At 61.9% G+C, this 24,541-nt stretch carries 27 protein-coding genes and 2 tRNA genes; 21 read left to right on the top strand and 8 right to left on the bottom strand.

What is annotated here, in order from left to right; all coding sequences use genetic code 11:
* The first annotated feature begins 68 nt into the window (after positions 1-68).
* From O0879_RS00600 to O0879_RS00640, 9 genes are all read left to right on the top strand, one after another.
* The gene (locus O0879_RS00600; protein WP_289914219.1) at positions 69-2,291 is read left to right on the top strand and encodes an EAL domain-containing protein; all 2,223 of its coding nucleotides are present in this window, start codon (positions 69-71) and stop codon (positions 2,289-2,291) included.
* A 141-nt stretch (positions 2,292-2,432) separates the two neighbouring features.
* A complete protein-coding gene (locus tag O0879_RS00605; RefSeq protein WP_289914220.1) occupies positions 2,433-3,299 on the top strand; it encodes an urease accessory protein UreD in 867 nt (288 codons plus the stop codon).
* 25 nt (positions 3,300-3,324) lie between these two features.
* Entirely contained in the window at positions 3,325-3,627 is a 303-nt protein-coding gene (locus O0879_RS00610; protein ID WP_034751936.1) for an urease subunit gamma, read from the top strand.
* Between the two features lie 94 nt (positions 3,628-3,721).
* Positions 3,722-4,051 (top strand): urease subunit beta, encoded by a 330-nt coding sequence (locus O0879_RS00615; RefSeq protein ID WP_251348197.1) that lies wholly within the window; start codon positions 3,722-3,724, stop codon positions 4,049-4,051.
* Position 4,052: 1 nt separating this feature from the next.
* Complete coding sequence (gene ureC, locus O0879_RS00620; protein WP_289914221.1) at positions 4,053-5,753, top strand: urease subunit alpha; 1,701 nt, start codon at positions 4,053-4,055, stop codon at positions 5,751-5,753.
* Between the two features lie 13 nt (positions 5,754-5,766).
* A complete protein-coding gene (gene ureE / locus O0879_RS00625; RefSeq protein WP_289904505.1) occupies positions 5,767-6,300 on the top strand; it encodes an urease accessory protein UreE in 534 nt (177 codons plus the stop codon).
* A complete protein-coding gene (locus O0879_RS00630) occupies positions 6,300-6,980 on the top strand; it encodes an urease accessory protein UreF (protein ID WP_289916123.1) in 681 nt (226 codons plus the stop codon). The genes ureE and O0879_RS00630 overlap by 1 nt, the downstream gene beginning before the upstream one ends.
* 23 nt (positions 6,981-7,003) lie before the next feature.
* Positions 7,004-7,642 (top strand): urease accessory protein UreG, encoded by a 639-nt coding sequence (ureG, locus tag O0879_RS00635; RefSeq protein ID WP_289914222.1) that lies wholly within the window; start codon positions 7,004-7,006, stop codon positions 7,640-7,642.
* Complete coding sequence (locus tag O0879_RS00640; RefSeq protein ID WP_289914223.1) at positions 7,639-8,199, top strand: HupE/UreJ family protein; 561 nt, start codon at positions 7,639-7,641, stop codon at positions 8,197-8,199. Before ureG ends, O0879_RS00640 begins: the two co-directional genes overlap by 4 nt.
* On the opposite strand, the gene O0879_RS00645 is transcribed toward O0879_RS00640, so the two are convergent.
* Positions 8,196-8,807: a 1-acyl-sn-glycerol-3-phosphate acyltransferase gene (locus tag O0879_RS00645; protein ID WP_099667400.1), complete on the bottom strand. Its 612-nt coding sequence runs from the start codon at positions 8,805-8,807 to the stop codon at positions 8,196-8,198. The genes O0879_RS00640 and O0879_RS00645 overlap by 4 nt on opposite strands.
* A gap of 249 nt (positions 8,808-9,056) precedes the next feature.
* On the opposite strand from O0879_RS00645, the gene O0879_RS00650 reads away from it, so the two are divergent.
* On the top strand, positions 9,057-9,278 hold the full coding sequence (locus O0879_RS00650; protein WP_077406246.1) for a hypothetical protein: 222 nt from the start codon (positions 9,057-9,059) through the stop codon (positions 9,276-9,278).
* Between the two features lie 154 nt (positions 9,279-9,432).
* On the opposite strand, the gene O0879_RS00655 is transcribed toward O0879_RS00650, so the two are convergent.
* From O0879_RS00655 to O0879_RS00675, 5 genes are all read right to left on the bottom strand, one after another.
* A complete protein-coding gene (locus tag O0879_RS00655) occupies positions 9,433-10,497 on the bottom strand; it encodes an alkene reductase (protein WP_099667401.1) in 1,065 nt (354 codons plus the stop codon).
* A gap of 68 nt (positions 10,498-10,565) precedes the next feature.
* Complete coding sequence (locus tag O0879_RS00660; protein WP_034751927.1) at positions 10,566-10,862, bottom strand: helix-turn-helix transcriptional regulator; 297 nt, start codon at positions 10,860-10,862, stop codon at positions 10,566-10,568.
* A gap of 140 nt (positions 10,863-11,002) precedes the next feature.
* Positions 11,003-12,175 carry a helix-turn-helix transcriptional regulator gene (locus tag O0879_RS00665; RefSeq protein WP_289914224.1) on the bottom strand — a complete coding sequence of 391 codons (1,173 nt, stop codon included), beginning with the start codon at positions 12,173-12,175 and terminating at the stop codon, positions 11,003-11,005.
* 73 nt (positions 12,176-12,248) lie between these two features.
* A complete protein-coding gene (locus tag O0879_RS00670; RefSeq protein WP_289914225.1) occupies positions 12,249-12,824 on the bottom strand; it encodes a hypothetical protein in 576 nt (191 codons plus the stop codon).
* Between the two features lie 158 nt (positions 12,825-12,982).
* Complete coding sequence (locus tag O0879_RS00675; protein ID WP_150131136.1) at positions 12,983-13,342, bottom strand: DUF1304 domain-containing protein; 360 nt, start codon at positions 13,340-13,342, stop codon at positions 12,983-12,985.
* Between the two features lie 211 nt (positions 13,343-13,553).
* On the opposite strand from O0879_RS00675, the gene sugE reads away from it, so the two are divergent.
* Entirely contained in the window at positions 13,554-13,874 is a 321-nt protein-coding gene (gene sugE / locus O0879_RS00680) for a quaternary ammonium compound efflux SMR transporter SugE (RefSeq protein WP_034783172.1), read from the top strand.
* 23 nt (positions 13,875-13,897) lie between these two features.
* Entirely contained in the window at positions 13,898-14,227 is a 330-nt protein-coding gene (locus O0879_RS00685; RefSeq protein ID WP_289898402.1) for an SMR family transporter, read from the top strand.
* Here O0879_RS00685 and O0879_RS00690 read toward each other — a convergent pair whose 3' ends face one another.
* Positions 14,228-15,181: a succinylglutamate desuccinylase/aspartoacylase family protein gene (locus tag O0879_RS00690; protein WP_289914226.1), complete on the bottom strand. Its 954-nt coding sequence runs from the start codon at positions 15,179-15,181 to the stop codon at positions 14,228-14,230. It lies immediately after the preceding gene.
* Between the two features lie 159 nt (positions 15,182-15,340).
* Here O0879_RS00690 and O0879_RS00695 point away from each other — a divergent pair, with 159 nt between their 5' ends.
* A complete protein-coding gene (locus tag O0879_RS00695; RefSeq protein ID WP_289914227.1) occupies positions 15,341-16,453 on the top strand; it encodes an acyltransferase in 1,113 nt (370 codons plus the stop codon).
* A 3-nt stretch (positions 16,454-16,456) separates the two neighbouring features.
* On the opposite strand, the gene O0879_RS00700 is transcribed toward O0879_RS00695, so the two are convergent.
* Positions 16,457-16,921, bottom strand: coding sequence for a hypothetical protein (locus tag O0879_RS00700; RefSeq protein ID WP_289914228.1), 465 nt, complete (start codon positions 16,919-16,921; stop codon positions 16,457-16,459).
* Positions 16,922-17,058: 137 nt separating this feature from the next.
* On the opposite strand from O0879_RS00700, the gene O0879_RS00705 reads away from it, so the two are divergent.
* The 8 genes from O0879_RS00705 to pheT all read left to right on the top strand — a co-directional run bounded on the left by O0879_RS00705 (position 17,059) and on the right by pheT (position 24,472).
* Positions 17,059-17,135 (top strand) — tRNA-Val (locus O0879_RS00705).
* An 89-nt stretch (positions 17,136-17,224) separates the two neighbouring features.
* A tRNA-Val gene (locus tag O0879_RS00710) sits at positions 17,225-17,301 on the top strand.
* Positions 17,302-17,511: 210 nt separating this feature from the next.
* Positions 17,512-19,419 carry a threonine--tRNA ligase gene (thrS, locus tag O0879_RS00715; RefSeq protein WP_102294334.1) on the top strand — a complete coding sequence of 636 codons (1,908 nt, stop codon included), beginning with the start codon at positions 17,512-17,514 and terminating at the stop codon, positions 19,417-19,419.
* 51 nt (positions 19,420-19,470) lie between these two features.
* A complete protein-coding gene (infC, locus tag O0879_RS00720) occupies positions 19,471-19,992 on the top strand; it encodes a translation initiation factor IF-3 (protein WP_071650129.1) in 522 nt (173 codons plus the stop codon).
* 227 nt (positions 19,993-20,219) lie between these two features.
* The gene (gene rpmI, locus O0879_RS00725) at positions 20,220-20,417 is read left to right on the top strand and encodes a 50S ribosomal protein L35 (protein ID WP_038493025.1); all 198 of its coding nucleotides are present in this window, start codon (positions 20,220-20,222) and stop codon (positions 20,415-20,417) included.
* A gap of 26 nt (positions 20,418-20,443) precedes the next feature.
* Entirely contained in the window at positions 20,444-20,803 is a 360-nt protein-coding gene (rplT, locus tag O0879_RS00730; RefSeq protein WP_010399214.1) for a 50S ribosomal protein L20, read from the top strand.
* Between the two features lie 147 nt (positions 20,804-20,950).
* Positions 20,951-21,967, top strand: a complete 1,017-nt coding sequence (pheS, locus tag O0879_RS00735) for a phenylalanine--tRNA ligase subunit alpha (RefSeq protein WP_034751917.1) — start codon at positions 20,951-20,953, stop codon at positions 21,965-21,967.
* A 78-nt stretch (positions 21,968-22,045) separates the two neighbouring features.
* Positions 22,046-24,472, top strand: coding sequence for a phenylalanine--tRNA ligase subunit beta (pheT, locus tag O0879_RS00740; RefSeq protein WP_289914229.1), 2,427 nt, complete (start codon positions 22,046-22,048; stop codon positions 24,470-24,472).
* The last annotated feature ends 69 nt before the right edge of the window (positions 24,473-24,541 follow it).

The following is a 24,541-nucleotide window of genomic DNA, read 5'->3' on the forward strand; positions in this document are numbered from 1 at the left end:
CAAAGAAATGTCTTGTCCAGCGCGGCAACGGATCGCCGCGCCTCATCCAAAGCTGAGAGAACTGCTACATGCACCGCGATTTTTCGGAAGTGAATTCGAAGGGCGAAGTACTGATCGTTGAAGATACGCCGGCTTCGCTGAAGCTGTTGAGCGATTTGCTGGGCGGCGCCGGCTATGCGGTGCGCCAGGCGCCGAACGGCGAACTGGCCCTGTGGACGGCCCAGGCGCGCCCGCCCGAGCTGATCCTGCTCGACGTGCGCATGCCCGGCCTCGACGGCTTTGAAGTGTGCCGCCGCCTGAAGGAGATACCGTCGCTGCGCCAGGTGCCGGTGATCTTCCTGTCGGCCCAGTACGACACGGACGACAAGGTGCGCGGCTTCGCGCTGGGTGCCGTCGATTTCATCGCCAAACCCTTCCAGGCCGAGGAAATCCTGGCCCGCACGGACGCCCACGTGCGCCTGGCGCGGGCGCAGCTGCAGCTGGCGCAGGAGCGCGCCAACCTGGAACGGCGCGTGGCCGAACGCACGGCCGAACTGGAGCAGGTGGCCAGCACCTTGGCGCGCGAAGTGCAGATCCGCCGCGCCAATGAAGAATTGCTGCGCCTGTCGGGCCAGGTCTTCGAAGCGACGCAGGACGCCATCCTGATCACCGATCCGGCCGGCGTCATCGTCACGGCCAATCCCGCCTTTACGCGCATCACCGGCTACGCGGCGCAGGAAGTGGTGGGCACGGACATTTTGCGCCTGCACGCCGAATACACGGGCGAGGCGGTGCTGCTGGCCCTGCGCCAGGGCTTGCGCAGCAGCGGCTGCTGGTCGGGCGAGGTGCAGACGCGGCGCAGGAGCGGCGACACCTATCCCTGCCTGCTCAGCGTCTCCACCGTGCACGGCCCCGACGGCGCCGTCGTCAACTACATCGGCGTCTTCCTCGACATCAGCGAGCGCAAGGCGGAGCAGCATCTGATCGATTTCCTCTCCTACCACGACGCGTTGACGGGCTTGCCGAACCGCGTTCTGCTGCGCGAGCGCTTCGAACAGGCGCGCGCGAACGCCCTGCGCGACGGCCAGCAGGTGGTGCTGATGTGCCTGGACCTGGACCGCTTCAAGAACATCAACGATTCGCACGGTCAGGCCGTGGGCGACAAGGCGCTGCAAGTGGTGGCGCGTTTCCTGTCCGGCTGCGTGCGCGAAGGCGACACGGTGGTGCGCCAGGGCGGCGACGAATTCCAGATCCTGCTGCAGGACGATGCCCTGCTGGGGCGCACGCTTGCGCTGGCGCAAACCATCCTGGCCGGCTTGCGCGAGGAACTCAGCGTCGATGGCGAGCGTCTGGCGCTGACGACCAGTATCGGCATCGCCATGTGTCCGGCCGACGGCGACAGCCTCGACGACGTGCTGCGCCACGCCGACACGGCCCTCGTGCGCGCCAAGGAAATGGGGCGCGACCATTACGCCTTCTTCACGGAGCGCATGGGCAGCGACATCCGCGCCCGCCTGGCGATGCAGCAGCAGCTGCGCGGCGCCATCGGCCGCGATGAATTCGAAGTGCACTACCAGCCGCAGATGTGCTTGCGCACGGGCGCCTTGCTGGGCGCGGAAGCCTTGCTGCGCTGGGATAACCCGGTGCTGGGCAAGGTGCCGCCCGGCCTCTTCATCGCGCTGGCCGAGGAATATGGCTCGATCACGGCCATCGGCGAATGGGTGCTCGAAAGCGTCTGCGCGCAAATCCGCGCCTGGCACGACGCGGGCCTGGGCAGCATCAAGGTGGCCGTCAACCTGTCCGGCAAGCAGTTCGCGCAAGACCGCACGGTGCCGTTCGTCGAGGCGGCCCTGCGCAAATACGCCATCGCGCCCGCCTGCCTGGGCATCGAAATCACGGAAAGCACCGTGATGGGCGACCCGGACAAGGCGGTGGCGGCCCTCACGCGCCTGAAGGATATCGGCGTGGGTATTTCGCTCGACGACTTCGGCACCGGCTATTCCAGCCTCGGCTACCTGAAACGCTTCCCCATCGACGTGCTGAAGATCGACAAATCGTTTGTCGACGACGTCACCACCAGCAGCAGCGATGCGGCCATCGCCCGTTCCGTCATTTCGCTGGCGCACAACCTGGACATGCGCGTCATCGCCGAAGGCGTGGAAACGCGCGCACAGGTGGATTTTTTGACGGAACACGGCTGCGACGAAATGCAGGGCTATTATTTCAGCCGCCCCCTGGCCGCGGAAGCCTTCACGGCCTTGCTGCGCGAACGGCGCGTGCTGACGGTGGCGCCGGCAGCCGTGTCGGCATAAGCACACCCCGCGCCGCGCCTGCACTGTAATTGCACTGATATGGTGCGGGCGCCGCAATGCGGTGCATGATTCTCACGTTTCTTCCCTCTGACGCTGGCATGCATCCTGCTTTGTAGATCGTTATTTACACGATTGCAGCGCATGCCAGACAGCCCACATTTCGCAACGCCTTCTGCCGCCAGCGCGCACAGCGCCTGGCAGGCGCATTTGCGCCTGGGCTTTGCGCTGCGCGATGGCGTCAGCCGCCTCGTCGAGCGTACGCACAGCGGCCCCCTGCGCGTGCAAAAGCCCCTGTATCCGGAAGGCGATGCCATTTGCCACGCCATCATCATCCATCCGCCTGGCGGCGTGGTGGGCGGCGACCAGCTGGCTGTCGACGCCACGGTGGGCGAGGGCGCGCACGCCTTGCTCACGTCGCCGGGCGCCGCCAAGTGGTACCGCGCGAACGGCCATGTCTCGGGCCAGCACCTCGTGCTGCGCGCCGGCAGCGGCGCCGCCATCGAGTGGCTGCCGCAGGAAAGCATTTTCTTCGACCAGGCTTGCGTGCGCCTGCGCCACGAGGTGGAACTGGCGCCGGACGCCGGCTATATCGGCTGCGACATCGTCTGCCTGGGCCGCAGCGCCTCGGGCGAAATGTTCAACATGGGCAGCATCAGCCAGCAGGTACAGATACGCCGCGGCGGCAAGCTGCTGTGGTGGGAGCAGGGCGTGCTGGCCGCCGGCGGCGCCCTGATGGCCAGCCCGCTGGGACTGGGGGGCCACACGGTGTGCGCCACCCTGATCGCCGTCGGCATGCCCGTTTCTCCCGCCGTGCTGGCGGCCGTGCGCGAGATCGCCGTGCCGGCCGGCGCCGCGTTTGGCGCCACGCACATGAAAGCGCTGGTGGTGGTGCGCCTGCTGTGTGGCGACAGCGAAGCGGCGCGCCGCATCATGCTGGCCGCCTGGCAGCTGCTGCGTCCCGCCATGCTGGGGCGCGACGCCGTCGTGCCCCGTATCTGGAACACTTAATCAGGAAAGAAGCGCAAGGAAAACCATGGACCTGACTCCCCGCGAAAAAGACAAGCTGCTCATTTTTACGGCCGCGCTGCTGGCCGAACGGCGCCTGGCGCGCGGCTTGAAGCTCAATTATCCGGAAGCGGTGGCCCTGATCAGCGCCGCCATCATGGAAGGGGCGCGCGATGGCAAGTCGGTGGCGCAGCTGATGTCGGACGGTACAAAGATTCTGTCGCGCGCCGACGTCATGGACGGCATCGCCGAGATGATCCCCGATATCCAGGTGGAAGCGACTTTCCCCGACGGCAGCAAGCTGGTGACCGTGCACCACCCGATACCGTAGTTTTGATTGCATGGCAGGGCGCCATCCGCGCCGTGCCTGTGTGGCGCCGGCGATCCGCCTGCCAGCGTAGAGCGCTTTGACGAAGGAAAACATTATGACCCCAGGCGAATACAAATTGGAAGAAGGCGAAATCAGCCTGAATGCGGGCCGCGCCACGGCTACCGTGGTGGTGGCCAACCGGGGCGACCGGCCGATCCAGGTGGGCTCGCATTTCCACTTTTTCGAAGTCAACCCGGCGCTGGCCTTCGAGCGCTGGCGCGCCTATGGCATGCGCCTCAATATCACGGCCGGCACGGCCGTGCGCTTCGAACCGGGCCAGCAGCGCACGGTGGAGCTGGTGGCGCTGGCGGGCGAGCGCAAGGTCTACGGCTTCAATGGGGCAGTGATGGGTGAACTGCAAGACACTCCACCGGGAAAGGATTGAGATGGCCAGCATTCCCCGCAGCGCGTATGCCGAAATGTTCGGCCCCACCAAGGGCGACCGCATCCGCCTGGCCGACACGGAACTGTTCATCGAGATCGAGCATGACTATGCGATCTACGGCGAAGAAGTGAAATTCGGCGGCGGCAAGGTGATCCGCGACGGCATGGGCCAGTCGCAGCGCTGCGCGGCCGAGGTAATGGACACCGTCATCACGAATGCCGTCATCCTCGACCACTGGGGCATCGTTAAAGCCGATATCGGCTTGAAAAACGGCCTGATTTTCGGCATCGGCAAGGCGGGCAACCCGGACATCCAGCCCGGCGTCACCCTCCCCATCGGCGGCGCGACGGAAATCATCGCAGGCGAAGGCATGATCGTCACGGCTGGCGGCGTCGACACACATATCCACTTCATCTGCCCGCAGCAGATCGAGGAAGCGCTGATGAGCGGCGTGACCACCATGCTGGGCGGCGGCACGGGACCGGCCGTGGGCACGGCCGCCACCACCTGCACGCCGGGGCCGTGGCATTTGCACGCCATGCTGGCCGCCAGCGACGCCTTCCCGATGAACCTGGGCTTCATGGGAAAAGGAAACGTCAGCTTGCCGCTGCCCCTGGAAGAGCAGGTGCGCGCGGGCGCCATCGGCTTGAAACTGCACGAAGACTGGGGCAGCACGCCGGCCGCCATCGATAATTGCCTGTCGGTGGCCGACCGCATGGATATCCAGGTGGCGCTGCACAGCGATACCCTCAACGAGGGCGGCTTCCTGGAACACACCTTGGCGGCCTTCAAGGACCGCACCATCCACACGTTTCACACGGAAGGGGCGGGCGGCGGCCATGCGCCCGACATCATCGCCGCCGTCGGGCAAGCCAACGTGCTGCCCTCGTCGACCAACCCCACGCGCCCGTTCACCGTCAACACGCTCGACGAGCACCTGGACATGCTGATGGTGTGCCACCACCTCGATCCGGCCATCGCCGAAGACGTGGCGTTCGCCGAGTCGCGCATCCGCCGCGAAACCATCGCCGCGGAAGACATCCTGCACGATATCGGCGCCATCTCGATGATGTCGTCCGACTCGCAGGCGATGGGCAGGGTGGGCGAAGTGATCATGCGCACCTGGCAGACGGCGCACAAGATGAAGGTGCAGCGGGGCGCGCTGGCGCCCGACACGGCGCGCAGCGACAATTTCCGCGCCAAGCGCTATATCGCCAAGTACACGATCAATCCGGCCATCACGCATGGCATCTCGCACGTGGTGGGCTCGATCGAGGCGGGCAAGATCGCCGACATCGTGCTGTGGAAGCCGGCCTTCTTCGGCGTCAAGCCATCGATGATCTTAAAAGGCGGCATGATCGCGGCCGCGCAGATGGGCGACCCGAACGCCTCGATTCCCACGCCCCAGCCCGTGCACTACCGCATGATGTTCGGCGCCTTCGGCGGCGGCCTGAAAAAGTCGTTTACGTTTGTCTCGCAGGCGGCCTACGAGCTCGATATCGGCCACCAGCTCAAACTCAATAAATCCGTCATCGCCGTGAAGAACATGCGCGGCTTGCGCAAGCACGACATGGTCCACAACAGCGCCACGCCGCACATGGAAGTGGACCCGGAAACCTACGCCGTGCGCGCCGACGGCCAGCTGCTCGTGTGCGAGGCGGCATCCGTGCTGCCGATGGCGCAGCGTTATTTTCTATTTTAGGCGGGAGACAAGCATGCTCACTTTGCATACCAAACTGACGGCTGACGACCATCGCGCCGCCGTCGCCCAACTGGTGCTGCCCTACGACCAGCGCGAAAAATGCCGGCTGCGCGCCGTGCTGTCGAATGGCGAGGATGTCGCCGTGTTCACCGTGCGCGGCACGGTGCTGCGCGACGGCGAACGCATGACGGGGCCGGAAGGAACGGTGGTGCAGATCGTCGCCGCGCGCGAACCGACCTATCTGGTGCAGTGTGCGGATGCGCATACCTTGCTGCGCTGCGCCTTCCACCTTGGGAACCGCCACACGCAGGCGCAGGTGGGCGACGGCTTTTTGCGCATCCGCAAGGACGTGGTGCTCAAGGAGATGCTGGAAGGCTTGCAAGCGACTGTGACGGAAGAAAGCGCGCCGTTCGAGCCGGAGGCGGGCGCGTATGGCGGCGGCCATGGCCACCACGACGGCCACGGCCAGCATTTGCTGGCACCCGTGCCGCTGCGGCAAAAGATCCACCGCCCCGGTGATACGCCGGGCGCGCCAGGCGCCGCATGATGCAGGCGTCGGCCCTGCTGCATTTGCTGCAGTTCGCCAGCCCGGCCTTGCCGATCGGCGCCTACAGCTATTCGCAGGGGCTGGAAGCGGCGCTGGAGTCAAACCTGGTGAAGGATGCGGCCACGGCGCGCGAATGGATCGCCCAGCATCTGGCGCAGGTGGTGGCGCGCTGGGAGGCGCCCCTGTGCTGGCGCTTGATGCAAGCCTTCGAAGCGCAGGATCTGCACGCCGTGCAGCGCTGGAGCGAGCGTTTCATCGCTTCGCGCGACACGGCGGAATTTCGCGCCGAAACCATCCAGATGGGATATTCGCTGACCAAATTGCTGGCCGAGCTGGGCGTGGCCGACGGCGTGCTGATCGACATGCTGCAGGGCCAGCCGGAAGTGGCCCTGCCCACCGCGTATGCGTGCGCCGTGGCGGCGCTGGCCATTCCGCGCGAGCAAGCGCTGCTGGCCATGCTGTTCGCGTGGGCGGAAAACCAGGTGCTTGTCTGCGTGAAATCCGTGCCGCTGGGGCAGGTGGCGGGCCAGCGGCTGCTGCTGTCGCTGCGGCCCGACCTGGAAGCGGCGGCCTTCACGGCGCAAACCTTGCAAGACGACGAGATGGGCAACTGGGCGCCCGGCCTGTCGCTGTTGTCGATGCGGCACGAAGTGCAGTACAGCCGGCTGTACCGCTCCTGAACACTACCACGAGAGACTACAACATGACATCGATTACCTCAAACCCCCTGCGCGTAGGCATCGGCGGCCCCGTCGGCTCGGGCAAGACGGCCCTGTGCGAAATGCTGTGCAAGGGCATGCGCGAGCGCTACGACATGGCCGTCATCACGAACGACATCTATACCAAGGAAGACATGGAAATCCTGCTGCGCGCGGATGCCTTGCCTGCCGAGCGCCTGATGGGCGTGGAAACGGGCGGCTGCCCGCACACGGCCATCCGCGAAGATGCGTCGATCAACCTGGAAGCCATCGCGCGCATGCAAGCAGACTTTCCGAATCTCGACTTGATCCTGGTCGAATCGGGCGGCGATAACCTGGCCGCCACCTTCAGCCCGGAATTGTCGGACTTGACGATTTACGTGATCGACGTGGCGGGCGGCGAAAAGATCCCGCGCAAGGGCGGGCCCGGCATCACGCGTTCCGCTTTGTTGATCATCAACAAGACGGATCTGGCGCCCTACGTGGGCGCCAACCTGGACATCATGGCGCAGGACGCCAGGCGCATGCGCGGCGAGCGTCCCTTCGTGTTTACCAACCTGCGCAGCGGCGACGGCGTGCAGGTCGTTATCGATTTTATCCGCGAGCAAGGTTTGCTCGATCAACCAGGCAAGGAGCTGCAATGAGCGCAAGATTGATGAAGAAAACGGCCGCCGTGGCGGCGCTGTGCCTGCTGGCCTTGCCCGCCATGGCCCATCCCGGTCATGGCGAGAACGCCGGCTTCCTGGCCGGTTTCGCCCATCCGTTCACGGGCATCGACCATTTGCTTGCCATGCTGGGTGTGGGCATCTGGGGCGGCCAGCAGCGCGGCGGCCTGGCCCAGCCCGCCACTTTTCTCGGCATGATGCTGCTGGGCGCGCTGGCCGGCATGGTGGGATTGACGGTGCCGGGGCTGGAAACGGGCATCGCCGCCACGGTGGCGCTGGTGGGGCTGGCCATCGCGCTGGCGCTGGCCTTGCCGAACTGGCTCGGCATGGGCCTGGTGGGCGTGTTTGCCTTGGCGCATGGCAATGCGCATGGCCAGGAATTGCCGGCCGCCTCGGCCGCGTGCGGCTTCATGCTGGCCTCGGCTGTCTTGCTGGGTACGGGACGTTTCCTGGGCCAGGTATTGGCCGAGCGCATGCTGCGCGTGGCCGGCGTGGCCTTGACGGCCGCCGGTGTGGTGTTGATGGGACTGAATTAAGAACCGGGACGGCGCTCCGACAGCACGATGGGCGCCGCCTTTTCCGGGTGCAAGCCCTGGTGGCCTGCATACACGGCGGCGATGGCGGCCATGTCGGCATCCTTGTCGCCCGTCAAATATAAATGGTCGACGACGCCCAGCACCTTGTTCGGGTAGTCGATGTACACCAGCAACAGCGGTACCTTGGCCGCCACGGCCAGGTGATAAAAGCCGCTTTTCCAGTTCGGACGGTAGCTGCGCGTCGCTTCCGGCGTGATGGCCAGCCAGTACCAGTCGGCGGCCAGCATGCGCTCGGCCTGGCGCTGAATGGTGCCGCTGGTGGTGCTGCGGTCGACGGGTTCGCCGCCCAAGTAGCGCAGCACCTTGCCCATGGGGCCGCGGAACAGGGAATCCTTGGCCAGCCAGCGGAAGGGCAAGGACAGCGCCCATTTGCCGAACAGGCCCACCATGAAATCCCAGTTGGACGTGTGCGGGTAGACGACGGCGATGCCGCGCGGCCCCGGCAGGGGACGGAAGCGCATGCGCCAGCCAAACAGGTGCAGCACGCGCAGCGCGCAACGCTGGTGCCAGGTCGGCAAGTCGCCCGCTTGTACAAATAAATCGTCCATTGATACCCTTCAGTGACACTGTTCTTAATGGGATGGCGCTGGTGGCCATTTTCCTTGAAGCAAAATTCTGCGCAGGCATTCTATACGGGGCTGGCGATGGCGACAAGCAGCCGAGGCCGCTATTCATGCGGTGTCGGGGCCGTTGCTGCTGCTATTTTAACGATGCTTGACCTCCGTGTCGGGCACTAAATGCGCACAATGTGGTCAAAACTTCATGCAGTGTTGATCCACCCGACAGGGAGCCATGGCATGAAAAACAGCATCGACGAGGTGAATGGGGAGAATGTGCGAACGGATAAGGTGATGGCCGAGCTCGTCGAGCGGGGCGTTGCTTTTCACCACGCACTGGGGCGGACGGTGGCGACAGCGTATTTGCGCGAGCACGCGGTACCGGTCGAGGTGATACGCCGCGTCTTCAGCAGCGTGCAGGCGCGCCGTCCGGCCCGGCCGGCACGGCGCCGATGGCGCTGAAGGTGAGGGAATGGCGCGGCGGCGTCAATAAAAAAGCGGCGGACGCGGCGATCGTCACGCAGTCAGTGCGTTGGTATCGTCGCGTCCGCCGCCAGGGGGCATGGGCGGCGCAGTGCCGCTCAGGGGGCTTTCAGGGTGCCGCTCAGCTTGCCGTTCAGGCTTGTGCCGCCAGCGCCGGGTAGTCCGTGTAGCCGGCAGCGTCCGGCGCGTACAGGGTGTCCGGGTTCAGCGGATTCAAGGGCGCGTCGCTGTGCAGGCGGGTGGGCAGGTCGGGGTTGGCGATGAACCACAGGCCAAAGGCGACGGCATCGGCTTCGCCCTTGGCCAGCAGGGCTTCGGCCGCCGCCTTGTCCATTTTTTCGTTGGCGATGTACACGCCGCCGAACTCCTGCTTCAGATACGGGCCCAGGCGGTCTTCGCCCAGCGCTTCGCGGGCGCAGATGAAAGCGATGCCGCGCTTGCCCAGCTCGCGTGCCACGTAGCCGAAGGTGGCGCGCGGGTCGGAATCTCCCATGTCGTGCGCGTCGCGGCGCGGCGCCAGGTGCATGCCCACCTTGTCGGCGCCCCAGACTTCGATGCACGCGTCCGTGACTTCCAGCATCAAACGGGCGCGGTTTTCAATCGAACCGCCGTAGTTGTCGGTGCGCAAGTTGGTGCTGTCTTGCAGGAACTGGTCGAGCAAATAACCATTGGCGCCATGGATTTCCACGCCATCGAAACCGGCTTTTTTCGCATTTTCGGCGCCCAGGCGGTAGGCTGCCACGATGCCGGGAATTTCTTCCGTATCGAGCGCGCGCGGCGTGACGAATTCCTGTTTCGGACGTACCAGGCTGACGTGGCCGGCCGGCTTGACGGCGCTGGGCGCCACGGGCAAGTCGCCATCGAGGAAGACTGGGGCGGAAATGCGGCCCACATGCCACAGCTGCAGCACGATCAGGCCGCCAGCGTCATGCACGGCCCGGGTGATGTGTTTCCAGCCTTCCACCTGTTCCTCGGACCAGATGCCCGGCGTGTCGGCGTAGCCCACGCCTTGCGGCGTGACGGCCGTCGCTTCCGAGATGATCATGCCGGCCGAGGCGCGCTGCGTGTAGTACTCGGCCATCAGGGCGTTGGGCACGCGGCCCGGATTGCCGGCGCGCGAACGCGTCAGCGGCGCCATGATGATGCGGTTTTTCAGTTGCAGACTGCCAATGGTGATGGGGTCGAATAAAGTTGCCATGATTATCATTTCCTTGTTGGGGCCGCTCGAGCGGCGTTGAGACAGAGTGATCGAGATGAAAGCTGTGCTTACAAACCTTGCTGCATGTGATCGAGAAAGGCCTGGATGGTGGCTTCGTTGCGGCTGAAGAAACTCCATTGGCCCACCTTGGTTGCGGAAATCAGGCCCGCTTTTTGCAAGCTGGCCAGGTGCGCCGAGACCGTCGATTGCGACAGGTTCAGGCGGCGGTCGATCAGGCCGGCGCACACGCCCAGGTGCAGCGGGTGGTCCTGCTCCTGGAAATACTGTTCCGGCTCCTTGAGCCATTGCAGAATCTGCCGGCGCACCGGATTGGCCAGCGCCTTGTGGATGGCGTCGATATCCATATTGTTTCTCCTGAACATACAATTCGCTTTTCAGCGATGTATATATCGTAGTTGTTCAATTCTAATATCGCTGTTTTACGATATATCTATCTTACGATATAAATGAAAAGCGTGCTGGCGGCGCGCGTTTTTGAATGGATTCAGGCGGGAAGGGGATTGCGCTGCAGCACGGCCGGGCCCGTCAGCACGATGCGCACCAGATCCACCTGGCGCTGGGCGCCGGCCTTGGCGGTGGCGCTCTTGATCTGCGTGCGCGCCGTGTGGATGGAAATGCACTGGCGTTCGGCGTATTCCTGCAGGGAATAGCCATTGACGAGCGCTTCCGTCAAGCGCGCCTCGGCCACCGTCATGCCATAGAAATTGCGCAGGGTGGCGGCCAGGGAGGTGATCAGGTCGCTGCTGTCGCTGAGAAAGACGGCGATGGCGCTGGCCGAGCCGAAAGGACTGTGCCAGGAGGGCAGGGGCGTGACGCGCAGGCGCAGCTGTTCTCCCGTCAAGCCGCTCAGGTTGAGCACGCCGCCGGGGCCGCCTGCCGCCGTCGTGCCCGTTTGCGCCGCCTCATGCAGCATGCGCCGCAGCGCGCCGTTGTCCGCTTCTCGCGGGCAATACAGGGGCGCGCCTTCACGCAACTGCAGCAGCCGCGTCGCAGCCGTCATGGCCAGCGCCCGCTCGTTGGCGTACAGCAATTGCGACGTGGCGTCGAGCAGCAGCACGCCAAACGGCAGCAATTCCAGCACCTGGGTGGAACTCCGGGACAGCACTTCCAGCCGGCGCAGCTTGCGCTGCAGGGCAAAGGCCGTCTGCAAATGCGGCATCAGGCTGCGGATCAGCGCCAGCTCGCCCGCCTCGTAGGCACCCGCCCGTTCGCGGCGCACCACGGTGACGTTGGTGGAACGCTCGGCGCGCAATTCGACGATGGCCGCCGCCGTATAAAAGATGTCTTGCGGGCGCAGCCAGTCCGTCCAGTATTCGGTTTTCTTCAGGCAATGGTCGGGAAACAGCATGGAGCCGGTGACGACGGCGCCTTCGTGGTGCAGGGTGGCGTCTTCCAGCCAGACATTGCGCGCGCCGTAATAGCTGGCAAAGCTGGCCATGGCATCCGACTCGAAGCCATAGGTGGCGGACAGGCCGCTGCCAGGCAGCTGGACGTCGACCGAGCGGTTGCTGAAATCATTGGCCCAGATCAAACCCGCGTGCGATTTCAGCTGGCGTGCAAAGGCGGCAAGGAAATCTTGCCATTGGATATGTTGTGTGGCCGCTTCATAGATCAGGGTAATCAGTGCCTGGCTGGCGACGGCGAGCGATGGCGTCATTGGCGATCCTCATGGCGGCAAGCGGTGGACAAGGCATGGCGCGGGCGGCCTTGGCAGCGGCCGCCCGGCTTCCCTAGCGCGATTCCAGCCAGCTTTTTCCGCCGGAAGTGCACGTGCTGAGGCTGGCGTACTGGCTCACATAGTTATAACCGCTGCCGCAGCCGCCTTCGCCCGATTTGACGGGGCCGTAGCAAGCGCCTTCATAGCTGAGCTTACCATTGACGGTGGTGCTTTTGACACAGAAATTGTAGTTGCTGGCCACGGTGTTGTTGGGCAAGGTGGTGCCGTTGTTTTGCCCGCAGCCGAGTTCCTTGCTCACGGAGCGCGCGTAGTCGACCATTTTCTGGTACGTGCCGCTGTAGTAGGTATCCGCCTTGGCCTTTTCGCCCTGCTTGCAGGCGGCGATCACGCTGTCGTAGCCGGAATCGGCCTGGGCGTAGTTGCCCGATACCTGGATGCCGCAGGCGCTGGCCTGCTTGCGTTCCGTATCGCTGATCAGATTGTTGTACTGGCAGGTGGACGAGGTGCCGCCGCTGGCGCTGGTGGAACCGCCGCCCGAGCCGCTGTCGGCGCTGCCGCCGCCACCGCAGGCGGACAGCATGAGGCAGCCGAGCAAAGTGACGGCAAAGGTGGTTGGATTTGCTTGCATGATTTTCCCTGTGGACGGTGACTTGCCACCATGTGTCTGGTGGTATCTTTGCTACAAGGAATTGTATCGGGCATGTTTTTTGGAAACATCACCCATTTGGGGTATGCGCCGGCGGCACGGAGTGGGGTAGGGCGGCCGGCTGGCCGCCCCGGCGGGGATCAGGCGAAGTGGAACAGCAGCAAGGCGATGACGGCAGGCACCGTCTGCAGGTAGAGGATGCGCGTCATGACGGTGGCCGCGCCCCATGCGCCGGCCACGGCGATGCACGCCAGGCCGAACACGGTAAACGCATGGGCGATGGCCGCGTCCGGGTGAAAAAAGCCCAGCGCCAGCGCCGCGACGAGAAAACCGTTGTAGCAACCCTGGTTCGACATGGCGGGACGCACGATCTCCGCTTTTTCCTTCGACAGGCCAAACACCTTGCGTCCGCGCGCATCGAACAGCACGGTTTCCAGCAGCACGATATACACGTGCAGCAGCAGGATGAGGGCGGTAAGAATCTGGGCCAGTAGCAGCATCATTGTTCCCGAAAGTGAATGGATGCGCCAATTATGCTGCCATCAGCATGTTTTTTGGCAACTTTCGATTGGAGCGGCCACACTAGAAAAATGTGCTGGCGGCAAGCCTTTTCACCCGATGGTATACTTTTCCTTTTGCTCCTGTGGGGACGACCCCGCTCGATGACGGGGCTGCATGGCGGGGACGACCCTGCCGCCTCAGGAGAGTACGATGGCGTGGATTATTTTGGTATTGGCTGGTTTGCTGGAAATCGGCTGGGCCATCGGCCTCAAATACAGTGCCGGCTTTACCCGCCTCGTGCCATCCGTGCTGACGGCTATTTCCATGCTGGGCAGCGTGGTGATGCTGGGCCTGGCCTTGCGCACCTTGCCGCTGGGCACGGCCTACGCCATCTGGACGGGCATCGGCACCGTCGGCACGGCCATCTTCGGCATCATGGTGCTGGGCGAGCCGGCCAGCGCCGCGCGCATCGCCTGCATCGCCCTGATCGTGTCGGGCATCCTGGGCTTGAAACTGCTCAGCCCCCAATAAAGGATGCCAGCATGAGTCTCGCCATGACGTATTTCTACCTTGCCATCGCCATCATCGCCGAAGTGATCGCCACCAGCGCTTTGAAGGCGTCCGAGGGCTTCAGCCGCTTGTGGCCCAGCGTCATCACCGTGCTTGGCTACAGCATCGCTTTCTGGTGCCTGTCCCTGACCTTGAAGGTCATTCCCACCGGCATCGTGTACGCGATCTGGTCGGGCGTGGGCATCGTGCTCATTTCCGCCGTCGGCTGGTTCTGGTTCAAGCAAAGCCTCGACACGCCGGCCCTGATCGGCCTGGGGCTGATCATTGCCGGCGTGCTCGTCATTAACTTGTTCTCCAAGTCGGTCGGGCACTAATCAAAAGCTGCTGGCAACCCGCGCCAGGTAATACCACTCCGCATTGGCCGCCGCATTGACGTCGGGGAACAGGATATAGGCGTCGAATTCGGCCGTCACGGGCGTGCTGTCCGCGCGCACGCCGATCTGCTCGCCCTGTTTGACCTTGTCAAAGCTGGACCAGGTCTTGATGAAGCGGTCGCTTGCATGCAGTTTGTCGTGCACGACGACCATGTTCAGCGCTTCCATGTCAGCGTCGGCGATGGCTTCCGGTTGCGGCGCGTCAATGAAACCGAGGAAAGCCAAGGTGTTCATGATGGCGCGGTAAGCCACGTCCGGCGCGGCCGGGTCCGCGTGCTGGCCGCATTCCAGGGTGAGGGCATAGCCGCCCGTCGAGCGCATGTATTCGGTGGTGCCCACGCCGTAGCGCAAGACCAGGCCCACCTGGTCACTATTGCCCAGGCGGCGCTGCACGCCCTGGCCATACGCATGCAGCCAGCCGTCGACGAAGCGGCGCACGCCCAGGCGGCGCGCCAGCGCGCGTTCCTTTTCTTCATGTTTAAAAGGTTGCAGCGGGCCGTCGTTGTTGCGCGGTCCCACCATGACGAAGGGTTGGCTGTCGGCATTGAACGAGTGCAAGTCGAGCAGCACGTCGTGCTGGCCCAGCAGCGGGCACAGCCAATTGGCGATGCGGTCTTCGAAATCTTGCGGATTGTCGTTCGGGAACAGGTTGCGGTTCAGGTTGCGGTCGCCGCTGCGCACTCCCTTGGCGTAAGCGAGCGGGTTGGTGATGGGCACGAAAGTGACGCTGCCGGCCACGATGGACAGGGCGCCGCTGTCGAGTTCAGCCATCACGCGGTGGATGCCCTTGGTGCCGCAGGTTTCATTGCCGTGCACGGCGCCGGTGACGATCAGGCGCGGGCCGCTGCCCTGGCCTGTGTAGTTGATGGACTTGAAGTGGAGTGCGCTGCTCATGCTGGACATATCCTATTGGTATCAGGGAAGGGAAAGCGGGGTCGGCATATTTTAGCGGGATTCGCGGCAGGCGCCCGTAAAAATGTCGCCAGGAATGTACCCATCGCCCACCCCGGCATGGCATGATCGGCGCCAATGTTGTTTTCCCTTGCCGATTCCATGACCAGTACGTCCCATCCTTCCCGCCTGTGCGGCCTCGACACCTTGCGCGCGCTGGCCATCGTGCTGGTCTTCATGAACCATTATTTGCTGTTCGTCAGCGAGGGCGGGGCGTTTGGTTTCTGGGGAGAAATCGGCTGGACGGGCGTGGACCTGTTCTTTGCCCTCAGCGGCTACCTGATCGGCAACCAGATCTTTGCGGCCTTGCGCAGCGAGCAAGGCTTTTCCTTGCCGCGTTTCTATGCGCGCCGTTTCCTGCGCACCTTGCCCAGTTTTTATGCCGTGCTGGCCCTGTATTATTTGTGGCCCGCGTTTCGCGGCGATAGCGCGCTACTTCCCTTGTGGAAATTCTTGACGTTTACGCAAAACATCAATCTGACGCCGGGCACGGCGTTTTCGCATGCGTGGTCGCTGTGCGTGGAAGAGCAGTTCTACCTGCTGCTGCCGGCCGTGGCGCTGGCGATTGCGGCTTGCCGCAAGTCCCTGCTGTGGGCGTGGGTGGCCGTGGCCGCCAGCTTTATCGTCGGCATGCTGCTGCGTGCATATCTGTGGGATGAATACGTGCACGTGCCGCGAGGCGGCCTCGGCTATTACAAATACATTTATTACGCGTCGTGGTGCCGTTTCGACGAGCTGGTGGCGGGCGTGGCGCTGGCGCTGCTGAAAAACTACCACCCTGGCGCCTGGCTGCGCCTGACATCCTATGGCAATCGCACCTTGCTGGCGGGAATCTTTGGCACGGCGCTGATGTTTTACGTGTTCGTCGCCGATCACTATGGTTATTGGGTGACGGTGTTCGGTTATCCGGCCCTGGCCGCCAGTTTTACCTTATTGCTGATCGCCGCGCTGAGTCCTGCCAGTGCTTTATATCAACTGCGCGTGCCGGGCGCGGCCAGCCTGGCCCTGTGGTCGTATGCGATTTATTTGCTGCACAAGCAGCTGTGCATTCTGCTGCGGCCCTTGTTGCAAGACTTTGGCTACGGGCCGGATGGCCTCACAGCCATACTGGTCAGTATCGTTGTCAGCATCGTCACGGGCTGGCTCTTATATAGATTGGTGGAAACGCCGTTCATGCGCTTGCGGGCGCGCTATGTTCCCGCGAATCATGCGTGATGATTACATGTCGATCACGTCCAGTCCCCGCGGCGTGCCCACCAGTAATTCCAGGATGGCATGCACGCGCAGATTCGTGTCTTCATGTGCCGTGTTGAAGATCAGGGCGCGCAGGCCGGGCACGGCTTCCATGATGTGCTCGCTGGCGTAGGCATTGATCAATAACAAGACCAGGTCGGTGGCGCCCGCGCCGGGCTGGCGCCGCAACCGGTCGTGGATCACGTTCAGCAGCGCGCGCTGCATGCGCGGCGTGGGATTGGTGATGTAGGCGAAGACGCTCGGCGTGTTGGCGATGGCTGCGCAGAGGCGCCGTTCCATCTCGTCGGGTTTTACGTCGGAGGCGATATCGAAATACGCGGCATCCCAGCGCGTGCGCGCATACGGGTGGCCGGGCGGGAAAGAGTCGGCCGTTTCAAAACCGCAGATGCGGCTCAGGGTTTTCAGCCAAGCGAATAGGGTGGAGTTCATGCCGCGATTCTAGCGGCATTCCGCGTGTGCCGGGCCCTCTCTATATAAAGGGGGCTGACGCCCCGAGAAATGATTAAAGTTTCCTGTAAAAGAGCCCTTGTCATTCTGGGAAAGCCTCTCTATAATGCTGGTCTTCGGGGCGGTTAGTTCAGCTGGTTAGAATACTTGGTCGACATCCAAGGGGTCGGGGATTCGAATTCCTCACCGCCCACCAGAATTTAGCAGTAGGCAGTTTTCAAGAGTTTTAAGCTGGCGCAAGCCGCAAGCGGTCATTTGAAATACAATGATCAACAAAAGTTTTACGGGCGGTTAGTTCAGCTGGTTAGAATACTTGGTCGACATCCAAGGGGTCGGGGATTCGAATTCCTCACCGCCCACCAGAATGCAGTTAGAGAGAAAGGTAAAACCGGTTATGACACCGCGAACTACTACCAAGCTTTGGGAGTGACGCTAGTCGAACGGGTTTCCTTTGTCTCAAGAAAGTGAAAAACGCGGCTAGTCCGCGTTTTTTTGCGTCTGCGTTTTCCTTTCAGTTATTTACCCATCACATTGCAGTTTTACCTGGCGCCAGCGCCGATATGGAGATCAATATGCTTACAATCCGACTTCCCGATGGTTCCGCCCGTCAATTTGACGGTCCGGTCACCGTGGCCCAGGTTGCGGCCAATATTGGTACCGGCCTGGCCAAGGCTGCCCTGGCCGGCAAGGTCGACGGCAAGCTGGTCGATACGTCCTATCTGATCGAGCAAGACGCGGAACTGGCGATCGTGACGGACAAGGACGCCGATGGCCTGGAAGTGATCCGCCACTCGACGGCCCACTTGCTGGCGTATGCCGTCAAGGAATTGTTCCCGGAAGCGCAAGTGACCATCGGTCCCGTGATCGACAACGGTTTTTACTATGACTTCGCCTACAAGCGCCCGTTCACGCCGGAAGACCTGGTCGCGATCGAAAAGAAAATGGCGGAACTGGCCAAGAAGGATGAGCAAGTCACGCGCAAGGTTGTCGCGCGCGACGAAGCCATCGAATACTTCAAGGGCATCGGCGAAGCCTACAAGGCTGAATTGATTGGTTCGATCCCGGCCGACCAGGAAGTGTCGCTGTATTCCGAAGGCAAGTTCACGGACTTGTGCCGCGGCCCCCACGTGCCATCGACGGGCAAGCTGAAAGTCTTCAAGCTGATGAAGCTGGCCGGCGCCTACTGGCGCGGCGACTCGAAAAACGAGATGCTGCAGCGTATCTACGGCACGGCCTGGGCCAAGAAGGAAGACCAGGAACTGTATCTGCACAACCTGGAAGAGGCGGAAAAGCGCGATCACCGCAAACTGGGCAAGCAGCTCGATTTCTTCCATTTCCAGGAAGAGGCGCCAGGTCTGATCTTCTGGCACCCGAAAGGCTGGTCGATCTGGCAGCAAGTCGAGCAATACATGCGCAATGTGTATCAGGTCAACGGTTATCAGGAAGTCAAGGCGCCGCAAATTCTCGACCGTGGCCTGTGGGAAAAAACTGGCCACTGGGATAATTACCGTGAAAACATGTTCATCACGGAATCGGAAAACCGCGCCTATGCGCTGAAGCCGATGAATTGCCCTGGCCATATCCAGATTTTCAACAATGGCATGCGCAGCTACCGTGACTTGCCATTGCGCTACGGCGAATTCGGCCAATGCCACCGCAACGAACCGTCGGGCGCCTTGCACGGCATGATGCGCGTGCGCGGCTTTACGCAGGACGATGGCCACATCTTCTGCCTGGAAGAGCAGATCGCCGGCGAAGTGACGGCGTTCCACCAGCAGGCGATGGATGTCTATACGGCTTTCGGCTTCACGAATATCGACGTGAAACTGGCGCTGCGCCCAGATAACCGCATCGGTACGGAAGAGTCGTGGGATTTCGCCGAGGAATCCCTGCGTTCGGCCCTGCGCGCCTGCGGCGTGGAGTGGACGGAATTGCCGGGTGAGGGCGCATTCTATGGTCCGAAGATCGAATACCACCTGAAAGACAGCCTGGGCCGCGCATGGCAAGTGGGTACCGTGCAGATCGATCCGTCGATGCCGGGCCGTCTGGGCGCGGAATATGTGGCCGTGGACAACACGCGCCAGGTGCCCATCATGCTGCACCGCGCGATCGTGGGTTCGCTGGAACGTTTCATCGGCATCCTGATCGAACACTATGCGGGCGCCATGCCGCTGTGGTTGTCGCCGGTGCAAGTGTCGGTGTTGAATATTTCCGACGCTCAAGCCGATTATGTACAGGAAGTTACAACAAAACTGCGCAAAGCGGGGCTGCGCGTACAGGCTGATTTGCGTAACGAGAAGATTACCTATAAAATACGTGAACATTCCGTACAAAAATTGCCTTACATCTTAGTAATTGGCGACAAAGAGCGGGATGCGAATACAGTGGCCGTGCGGGCGCGGGGCAATGTCGATCTGGGCGTCATGTCCGTCGATGCCCTGATTGAGCGACTCAAACATGAAGTCGACACCAAGGCCTGACGAGGAAACTCGCTGCACGACCGTCTTACAAGATTTTTAAAGGAAATTACAATAGCTACTGACAAGTCACATCGCATCAATGGCGAAATCACTGCCCCTGAAATGCGTTTAAGCGGGGTCGATAACGAGCCACTCGGTATCGTAAGTTTGGCTGAAGCCTTCCGCCTGGCGGAAGAGGCAAACGTCGACCTGGTGGAAATTGCGCCTACCGCGCAGCCACCGGTGTGCCGTTTGATGGACTACGGCAAATTTAAGTATTCGGAGCAAAAGAAAGCTCACGAAGCCAAATTGAAGCAAAAGATCATCCTCGTGAAGGAAGTCAAATTCCGTCCGGGGACTGATGATGGTGACTACAATATCAAGTTGCGTAATCTCATCAAGTTCCTCGAAGATGGCGATAAAACCAAGATCACCTTGCGTTTCCGCGGTCGTGAGATGGCGCATCAGGATATTGGCTTCCGCATGCTGGAACGTCTGAAAGCCGATCTGGAGCCGTACGGCCAGGTCGAGCAGTTCCCGAAGATGGAAGGCCGCCAAATGATCATGGTTCTTTCGCCTAAGAAGAAGAAGTAAGATACAATAGCGTTTTACTGTGGGTGGAAACTGCTCGCGCCGACATTGGCGCGGTGTCAAACCCCAGGCAGAATTTGCGCGGCCCGGTCAGCAATGTCCGGGCCGCGTGAACTGTAGTGGACTCGCATCCGCTGCACAACATGTGAAAGCAGGCATCTAAGCGCAGCGTCGTGTTGCCACCTGCAATCCTGTTATAAATGGAGCTGTCCGTAAGAGGACAGATTGCTATGCCTAAAATGAAGACCAAAAGCTCCGCGAAAAAACGTTTTCGCGTGCGTCCAGGTGGAACAGTCAAGTCGGGTCACGCGTTCAAACGCCACATCCTGACCAAGAAAACCACCAAAAACAAACGTCAGTTGCGCGGTACCCGTAACATCAACGCATCGGATGTCACATCCGTCATGCGCATGATGCCGACTGCTTAATCTCACACTCAATTTAAGGAGTTACTATGCCTAGAGTAAAACGTGGGGTTACAGCTCGTGCCCGTCATAAGAAGATTCTTGTTCAAGCTAAAGGCTACCGTGGTCGCCGCAGCCGTGTATACCGTGTTGCCAAGCAAGCAGTTATGCGCGCTGGCCAATACGCTTACCGCGATCGCCGCAACAAGAAACGCGTTTTCCGCCGCCTGTGGATCGCCCGTATCAACGCCGCTTCCCGTGAGCATGGCGTAACGTACAGCGTATTCATGAACGGCTTGAAAAAAGCAAATATCGAACTGGACCGTAAAGTCCTGGCCGATATGGCTGTGATGGACAAGCCAGCATTCGCTGCGATTGTCAACGCAGTTAAAGCAAAAATCGCTGCGTAAGCATCGGTCATTGCACAACGTCATCCGTAGGGTGACGTCATAAAGAGCGGGGCAGGGGTTTTAACACCTTATGCCCCGTTTCCGTTTTTGATTGTTGGATTTTAGATAACTGAGTCCAGAATTGATGTCCAAAACAGGAAATGCCGCATGAACTCCCTAGAAGAACTCGTCGTCTCGGCCCAGGCTGACTTTATCGCCGCCGCAGACGCTGCCGCACTTGAAAACGCCAAAGCCCGCTACCTGGGCAAGACTGGCCAGATTACCGAAATGATGAAGGGCCTGGGCAAGCTGGACCCGGACGCGCGCAAGGCGCAAGGCGCCTTGATCAACGCCGTCAAAGTGCAGATCGAGGACGCGCTGACGGCGCGCCGTGATGCGCTGGCCGATGCCCAGATGCAAGGCCGTCTGAACGCCGAAGCGATCGACGTGACCCTGCCAGGCCGTGGCCGCATGCCCGGCGGCATCCATCCCGTGATGCGCACGTGGGAGCGTGTCGAGGAAATCTTCCGCTCCATCGGTTTCGATGTGGCCGACGGCCCCGAAATCGAGAACGACTGGACCAACTTCACGGCGCTCAACAGCCCGGAAAACCATCCAGCCCGTTCCATGCAAGACACTTTCTACATCGACGGCAACGATACCGATGGCAAGCCCTTGCTGCTGCGCACGCACACGAGCCCGATGCAGGTGCGCTATGCGCGCACGCACACGCCGCCGATCAAGGTCATCGCGCCGGGCCGCACCTACCGCGTCGACAGCGACGCCACCCATTCGCCGATGTTCCACCAGGTCGAAGGCCTGTGGATCGCCGAAGACATCAGCTTTGCCGACCTGAAGGGCGTGTACCTGAACTTCGTCAAGGCATTCTTCGAGACGGACGATTTGCAAGTGCGCTTCCGCCCATCGTACTTCCCGTTTACGGAACCGTCGGCCGAGATCGACATCGCCTTCGGTTCGGGCCCGCTGAAAGGCCGCTGGCTGGAAGTATCGGGCGCCGGCCAGGTGCATCCGACCGTGGTGAAGAACTTCGGCCTCGATCCCGAGAAATTCATCGGTTTTGCTTTCGGCTCCGGCCTGGAACGCTTGACGATGTTGCGCTACGGCATCAACGACCTGCGCCTGTTTTATGAAGGCGACTTGCGTTTCCTGAAGCAGTTCAACTAAGCATTGTTCCGTTTGATTCATGGCGCTTGAGCGCCTGTGCGCTCGCGCTGTGAGCTTTGACCCTTTGAAGGCTTGATTATGCAATTTTCCGAAAACTGGCTCCGTACCATGGTCGATCCGAAGATGACTTCGGACGAACTGGCCCATCTGCTGACCATGTCCGGTCTCGAAGTCGAGGACGTCGATCCTGTCGCGCCCCCGTTCTCGAACGTGGTGGTGGGCCTGGTCCTGGAGATGGAAAAACATCCGAACGCGGACCGCCTGAATGTGTGCCAGGTCGATGTCGGCACGGGCACCATGCTCAACATCGTTTGCGGCGCGCCGAACGTGCGCCCTGGCTTGAAAGTCGTATGCGCCATGGCCGGCGCCGTGCTGCCGCCTGGCGCCGATGGCAAGCCGTTTGAAATCAAGGTGGGCCAGCTGCGCGGCGTCGAGTCGCAAGGCATGCTGTGCTCCGCGCGCGAATTGAAATTGTCGGAAGAAAACGCCGGCTTGCTGGAATTGCCGGACGACGCGCCGATCGGCCAGAATTTCCGCGATTACTTTGCGCTCAACGACTTGAAATTCACCATCAAGTTGACGCCGAACAAGGCGGACTGCCTGTCCGTGCTGGGCGTGGCGCGTGAAGTGTCGGCCTTGACGGGCGTGCCCCTGAATGCGCCGCAGTTCCGCACCGTGCCTGTCACCAGCGATGAAGTGTTGCCAGTGAAAGTCAGCGCGCCGGACCTGTGCGGCCGTTTCACGGGCCGCGTCATCCGCGGCTTGAACGCCCGTGCCGCTACGCCGGACTGGATGAAGCAGCGCCTCGAGCGCAGCGGCCAGCGTCCGCTGTCGGCCCTGGTCGACATTTCCAACTATGTCATGCTGGAACTGGGCCGTCCCAGCCACGTGTTCGATCTGGCAAAGATCCACGGCAGCCTCGACGTGCGTTGGGGCAAGGCGGGCGAATCCGTCAAGCTGTTGAACGGCAATACCATCGCCGTCGACGAGTGGCTCGGCGTCATTGCCGATGATCAGGAAATCGAATCCTTGGCCGGCATCATGGGCGGCGACGCTAGCTCCGTATCGGACGATACGGACAGCATTTACCTGGAAGCGGCTTTCTGGTGGCCGAACGCCATTCAAGGCCGCGCGCGCCGCTTGAATTTCTCGACCGATGCGGCGCACCGCTTCGAGCGCGGCGTCGATTTCGCCACCACCGTCGAGCACATCGAGCGCATCACGGCCCTGATCGTGGAAATCTGCGGCACGCCAGCCACGACCGTCGGCCCCGTCGACGACCACGTGGTGAACTTGCCGCAACGCCAGCCTGTGTCGATGCGCACGGCGCGCGCGCAAAAAGTCATCGGCGTGCCGCTCAACGATGAGCTGATCGCCGATATCTTCACGCGCCTGGCCCTGCCATTCACCCTGGCGGACGGCGTGTTTTCCGTGACCTCGCCCAGCTACCGTTTCGACATCGAGATCGAGGAAGACTTGATCGAGGAAGTGGCGCGCGTGTACGGCTTTGAAAACATCCCGACCTTGCCGCCCGTGGCAGCGAACGTGATGCAGATTGCACCAGAAAATACCCGCTCCTTGTTTGCGGTACGTCATGAGCTGGCCGACCTGGGCTTCCAGGAAGTGGTTAACATGAGCTTTGTCGATACGGCATGGGAGCGCGATTTCTCGGGCAACACGAATCCGATCAAATTGCAGAACCCGATCGCCAGCCAGATGAGCGTGATGCGCTCCTCGCTGATTGGCAGCCTGATCGCCAATGTGCGTTATAACCTGAACCGCAAGACGAACCGCGTGCGCATCTTCGAAGTGGGCGCCATCTACCAGCGCGACGACAGCGTGGAAAACGGTCCCCTGTCGGTGGCCGGTTACGCCCAGCCGAAGCGCGTGGCCGCCATGGCTTACGGCGCGGTGGCCGACGAGCAGTGGGGCCAGGCTGCGCGCACGGTCGACTTCTTCGACGTGAAGGCGGACCTGGAAGCGCTGTTCGCGCCGCTGGTCTTGCGTTTCAGCAAGGCGGAACATCCGGCCCTGCATCCGGGCCGTTCGGCCAACGTGGAGCTCGATGGCAAGGTCATCGGTTTCATCGGCGAACTGCACCCGCGCTGGATGCAAAAGTATGACTTGCCGCTGGCGCCCGTGCTGTTCGAAGTCGACGCCGCTGCCCTGACGCAACGAGTCGTGCCCGTGTACCAGGAAATCTCGAAATTCCCTGGCGCCAGCCGCGACCTGGCCGTGGTCGTCAAGCAATCGGTGGCCGTGCAGGATCTGCTCGACAGCTTCCACGCCGCCGCCAAGTCGAGCCCGGCAGCGCGTATCGTGCAAGCCATTGTTTTATTTGATGAATATCGTGGAAAAGGTCTGGAAGCGGATGAAAAAAGCCTTGCTTTCCGGATTAGCTTGCAAGATACTCAAAACACCCTGCAAGACGATGTCGTCGATGGCCTGATGGCTGTCCTGGTCGATGCGGCCAAGCAGGGCCACGACGCGAAACTGCGTTCGTAATTACCGGACTGGCCGTCGCCTTGCGTGACGGCCTTTCCGTCGTCAACCGTAGACGAGCTTGCCATGTGG

The sequence above is a fragment of the Janthinobacterium sp. SUN120 genome (genome assembly GCF_030397735.1).
Taxonomy (GTDB): domain Bacteria; phylum Pseudomonadota; class Gammaproteobacteria; order Burkholderiales; family Burkholderiaceae_D; genus Janthinobacterium; species Janthinobacterium kumbetense.

Bases quoted from the DNA above. Each gene is read 5' to 3' on its own strand.
- O0879_RS00645 (WP_099667400.1), bottom strand. From the start codon at position 8,807: ATGGACGATTTATTTGTACAAGCGGGCGACTTGCCGACCTGGCACCAG.
- O0879_RS00600 (WP_289914219.1), top strand. From the start codon at position 69: ATGCACCGCGATTTTTCGGAAGTGAATTCGAAGGGCGAAGTACTGATC.
- O0879_RS00690 (WP_289914226.1), bottom strand. From the start codon at position 15,181: ATGAGCAGCGCACTCCACTTCAAGTCCATCAACTACACAGGCCAGGGC.
- O0879_RS00630 (WP_289916123.1), top strand. From the start codon at position 6,300: ATGCAGGCGTCGGCCCTGCTGCATTTGCTGCAGTTCGCCAGCCCGGCC.
- rpmI (WP_038493025.1), top strand. From the start codon at position 20,220: ATGCCTAAAATGAAGACCAAAAGCTCCGCGAAAAAACGTTTTCGCGTG.
- sugE (WP_034783172.1), top strand. From the start codon at position 13,554: ATGGCGTGGATTATTTTGGTATTGGCTGGTTTGCTGGAAATCGGCTGG.
- O0879_RS00670 (WP_289914225.1), bottom strand. From the start codon at position 12,824: ATGCAAGCAAATCCAACCACCTTTGCCGTCACTTTGCTCGGCTGCCTC.
- ureG (WP_289914222.1), top strand. From the start codon at position 7,004: ATGACATCGATTACCTCAAACCCCCTGCGCGTAGGCATCGGCGGCCCC.
- O0879_RS00665 (WP_289914224.1), bottom strand. From the start codon at position 12,175: ATGACGCCATCGCTCGCCGTCGCCAGCCAGGCACTGATTACCCTGATC.
- pheS (WP_034751917.1), top strand. From the start codon at position 20,951: ATGAACTCCCTAGAAGAACTCGTCGTCTCGGCCCAGGCTGACTTTATC.
- O0879_RS00675 (WP_150131136.1), bottom strand. From the start codon at position 13,342: ATGCTGCTACTGGCCCAGATTCTTACCGCCCTCATCCTGCTGCTGCAC.
- rplT (WP_010399214.1), top strand. From the start codon at position 20,444: ATGCCTAGAGTAAAACGTGGGGTTACAGCTCGTGCCCGTCATAAGAAG.
- ureC (WP_289914221.1), top strand. From the start codon at position 4,053: ATGGCCAGCATTCCCCGCAGCGCGTATGCCGAAATGTTCGGCCCCACC.
- O0879_RS00660 (WP_034751927.1), bottom strand. From the start codon at position 10,862: ATGGATATCGACGCCATCCACAAGGCGCTGGCCAATCCGGTGCGCCGG.
- O0879_RS00640 (WP_289914223.1), top strand. From the start codon at position 7,639: ATGAGCGCAAGATTGATGAAGAAAACGGCCGCCGTGGCGGCGCTGTGC.
- O0879_RS00700 (WP_289914228.1), bottom strand. From the start codon at position 16,921: ATGAACTCCACCCTATTCGCTTGGCTGAAAACCCTGAGCCGCATCTGC.
- pheT (WP_289914229.1), top strand. From the start codon at position 22,046: ATGCAATTTTCCGAAAACTGGCTCCGTACCATGGTCGATCCGAAGATG.
- O0879_RS00610 (WP_034751936.1), top strand. From the start codon at position 3,325: ATGGACCTGACTCCCCGCGAAAAAGACAAGCTGCTCATTTTTACGGCC.
- ureE (WP_289904505.1), top strand. From the start codon at position 5,767: ATGCTCACTTTGCATACCAAACTGACGGCTGACGACCATCGCGCCGCC.
- O0879_RS00615 (WP_251348197.1), top strand. From the start codon at position 3,722: ATGACCCCAGGCGAATACAAATTGGAAGAAGGCGAAATCAGCCTGAAT.
- O0879_RS00695 (WP_289914227.1), top strand. From the start codon at position 15,341: ATGACCAGTACGTCCCATCCTTCCCGCCTGTGCGGCCTCGACACCTTG.
- O0879_RS00605 (WP_289914220.1), top strand. From the start codon at position 2,433: ATGCCAGACAGCCCACATTTCGCAACGCCTTCTGCCGCCAGCGCGCAC.
- O0879_RS00655 (WP_099667401.1), bottom strand. From the start codon at position 10,497: ATGGCAACTTTATTCGACCCCATCACCATTGGCAGTCTGCAACTGAAA.
- O0879_RS00650 (WP_077406246.1), top strand. From the start codon at position 9,057: ATGAAAAACAGCATCGACGAGGTGAATGGGGAGAATGTGCGAACGGAT.
- thrS (WP_102294334.1), top strand. From the start codon at position 17,512: ATGCTTACAATCCGACTTCCCGATGGTTCCGCCCGTCAATTTGACGGT.
- O0879_RS00685 (WP_289898402.1), top strand. From the start codon at position 13,898: ATGACGTATTTCTACCTTGCCATCGCCATCATCGCCGAAGTGATCGCC.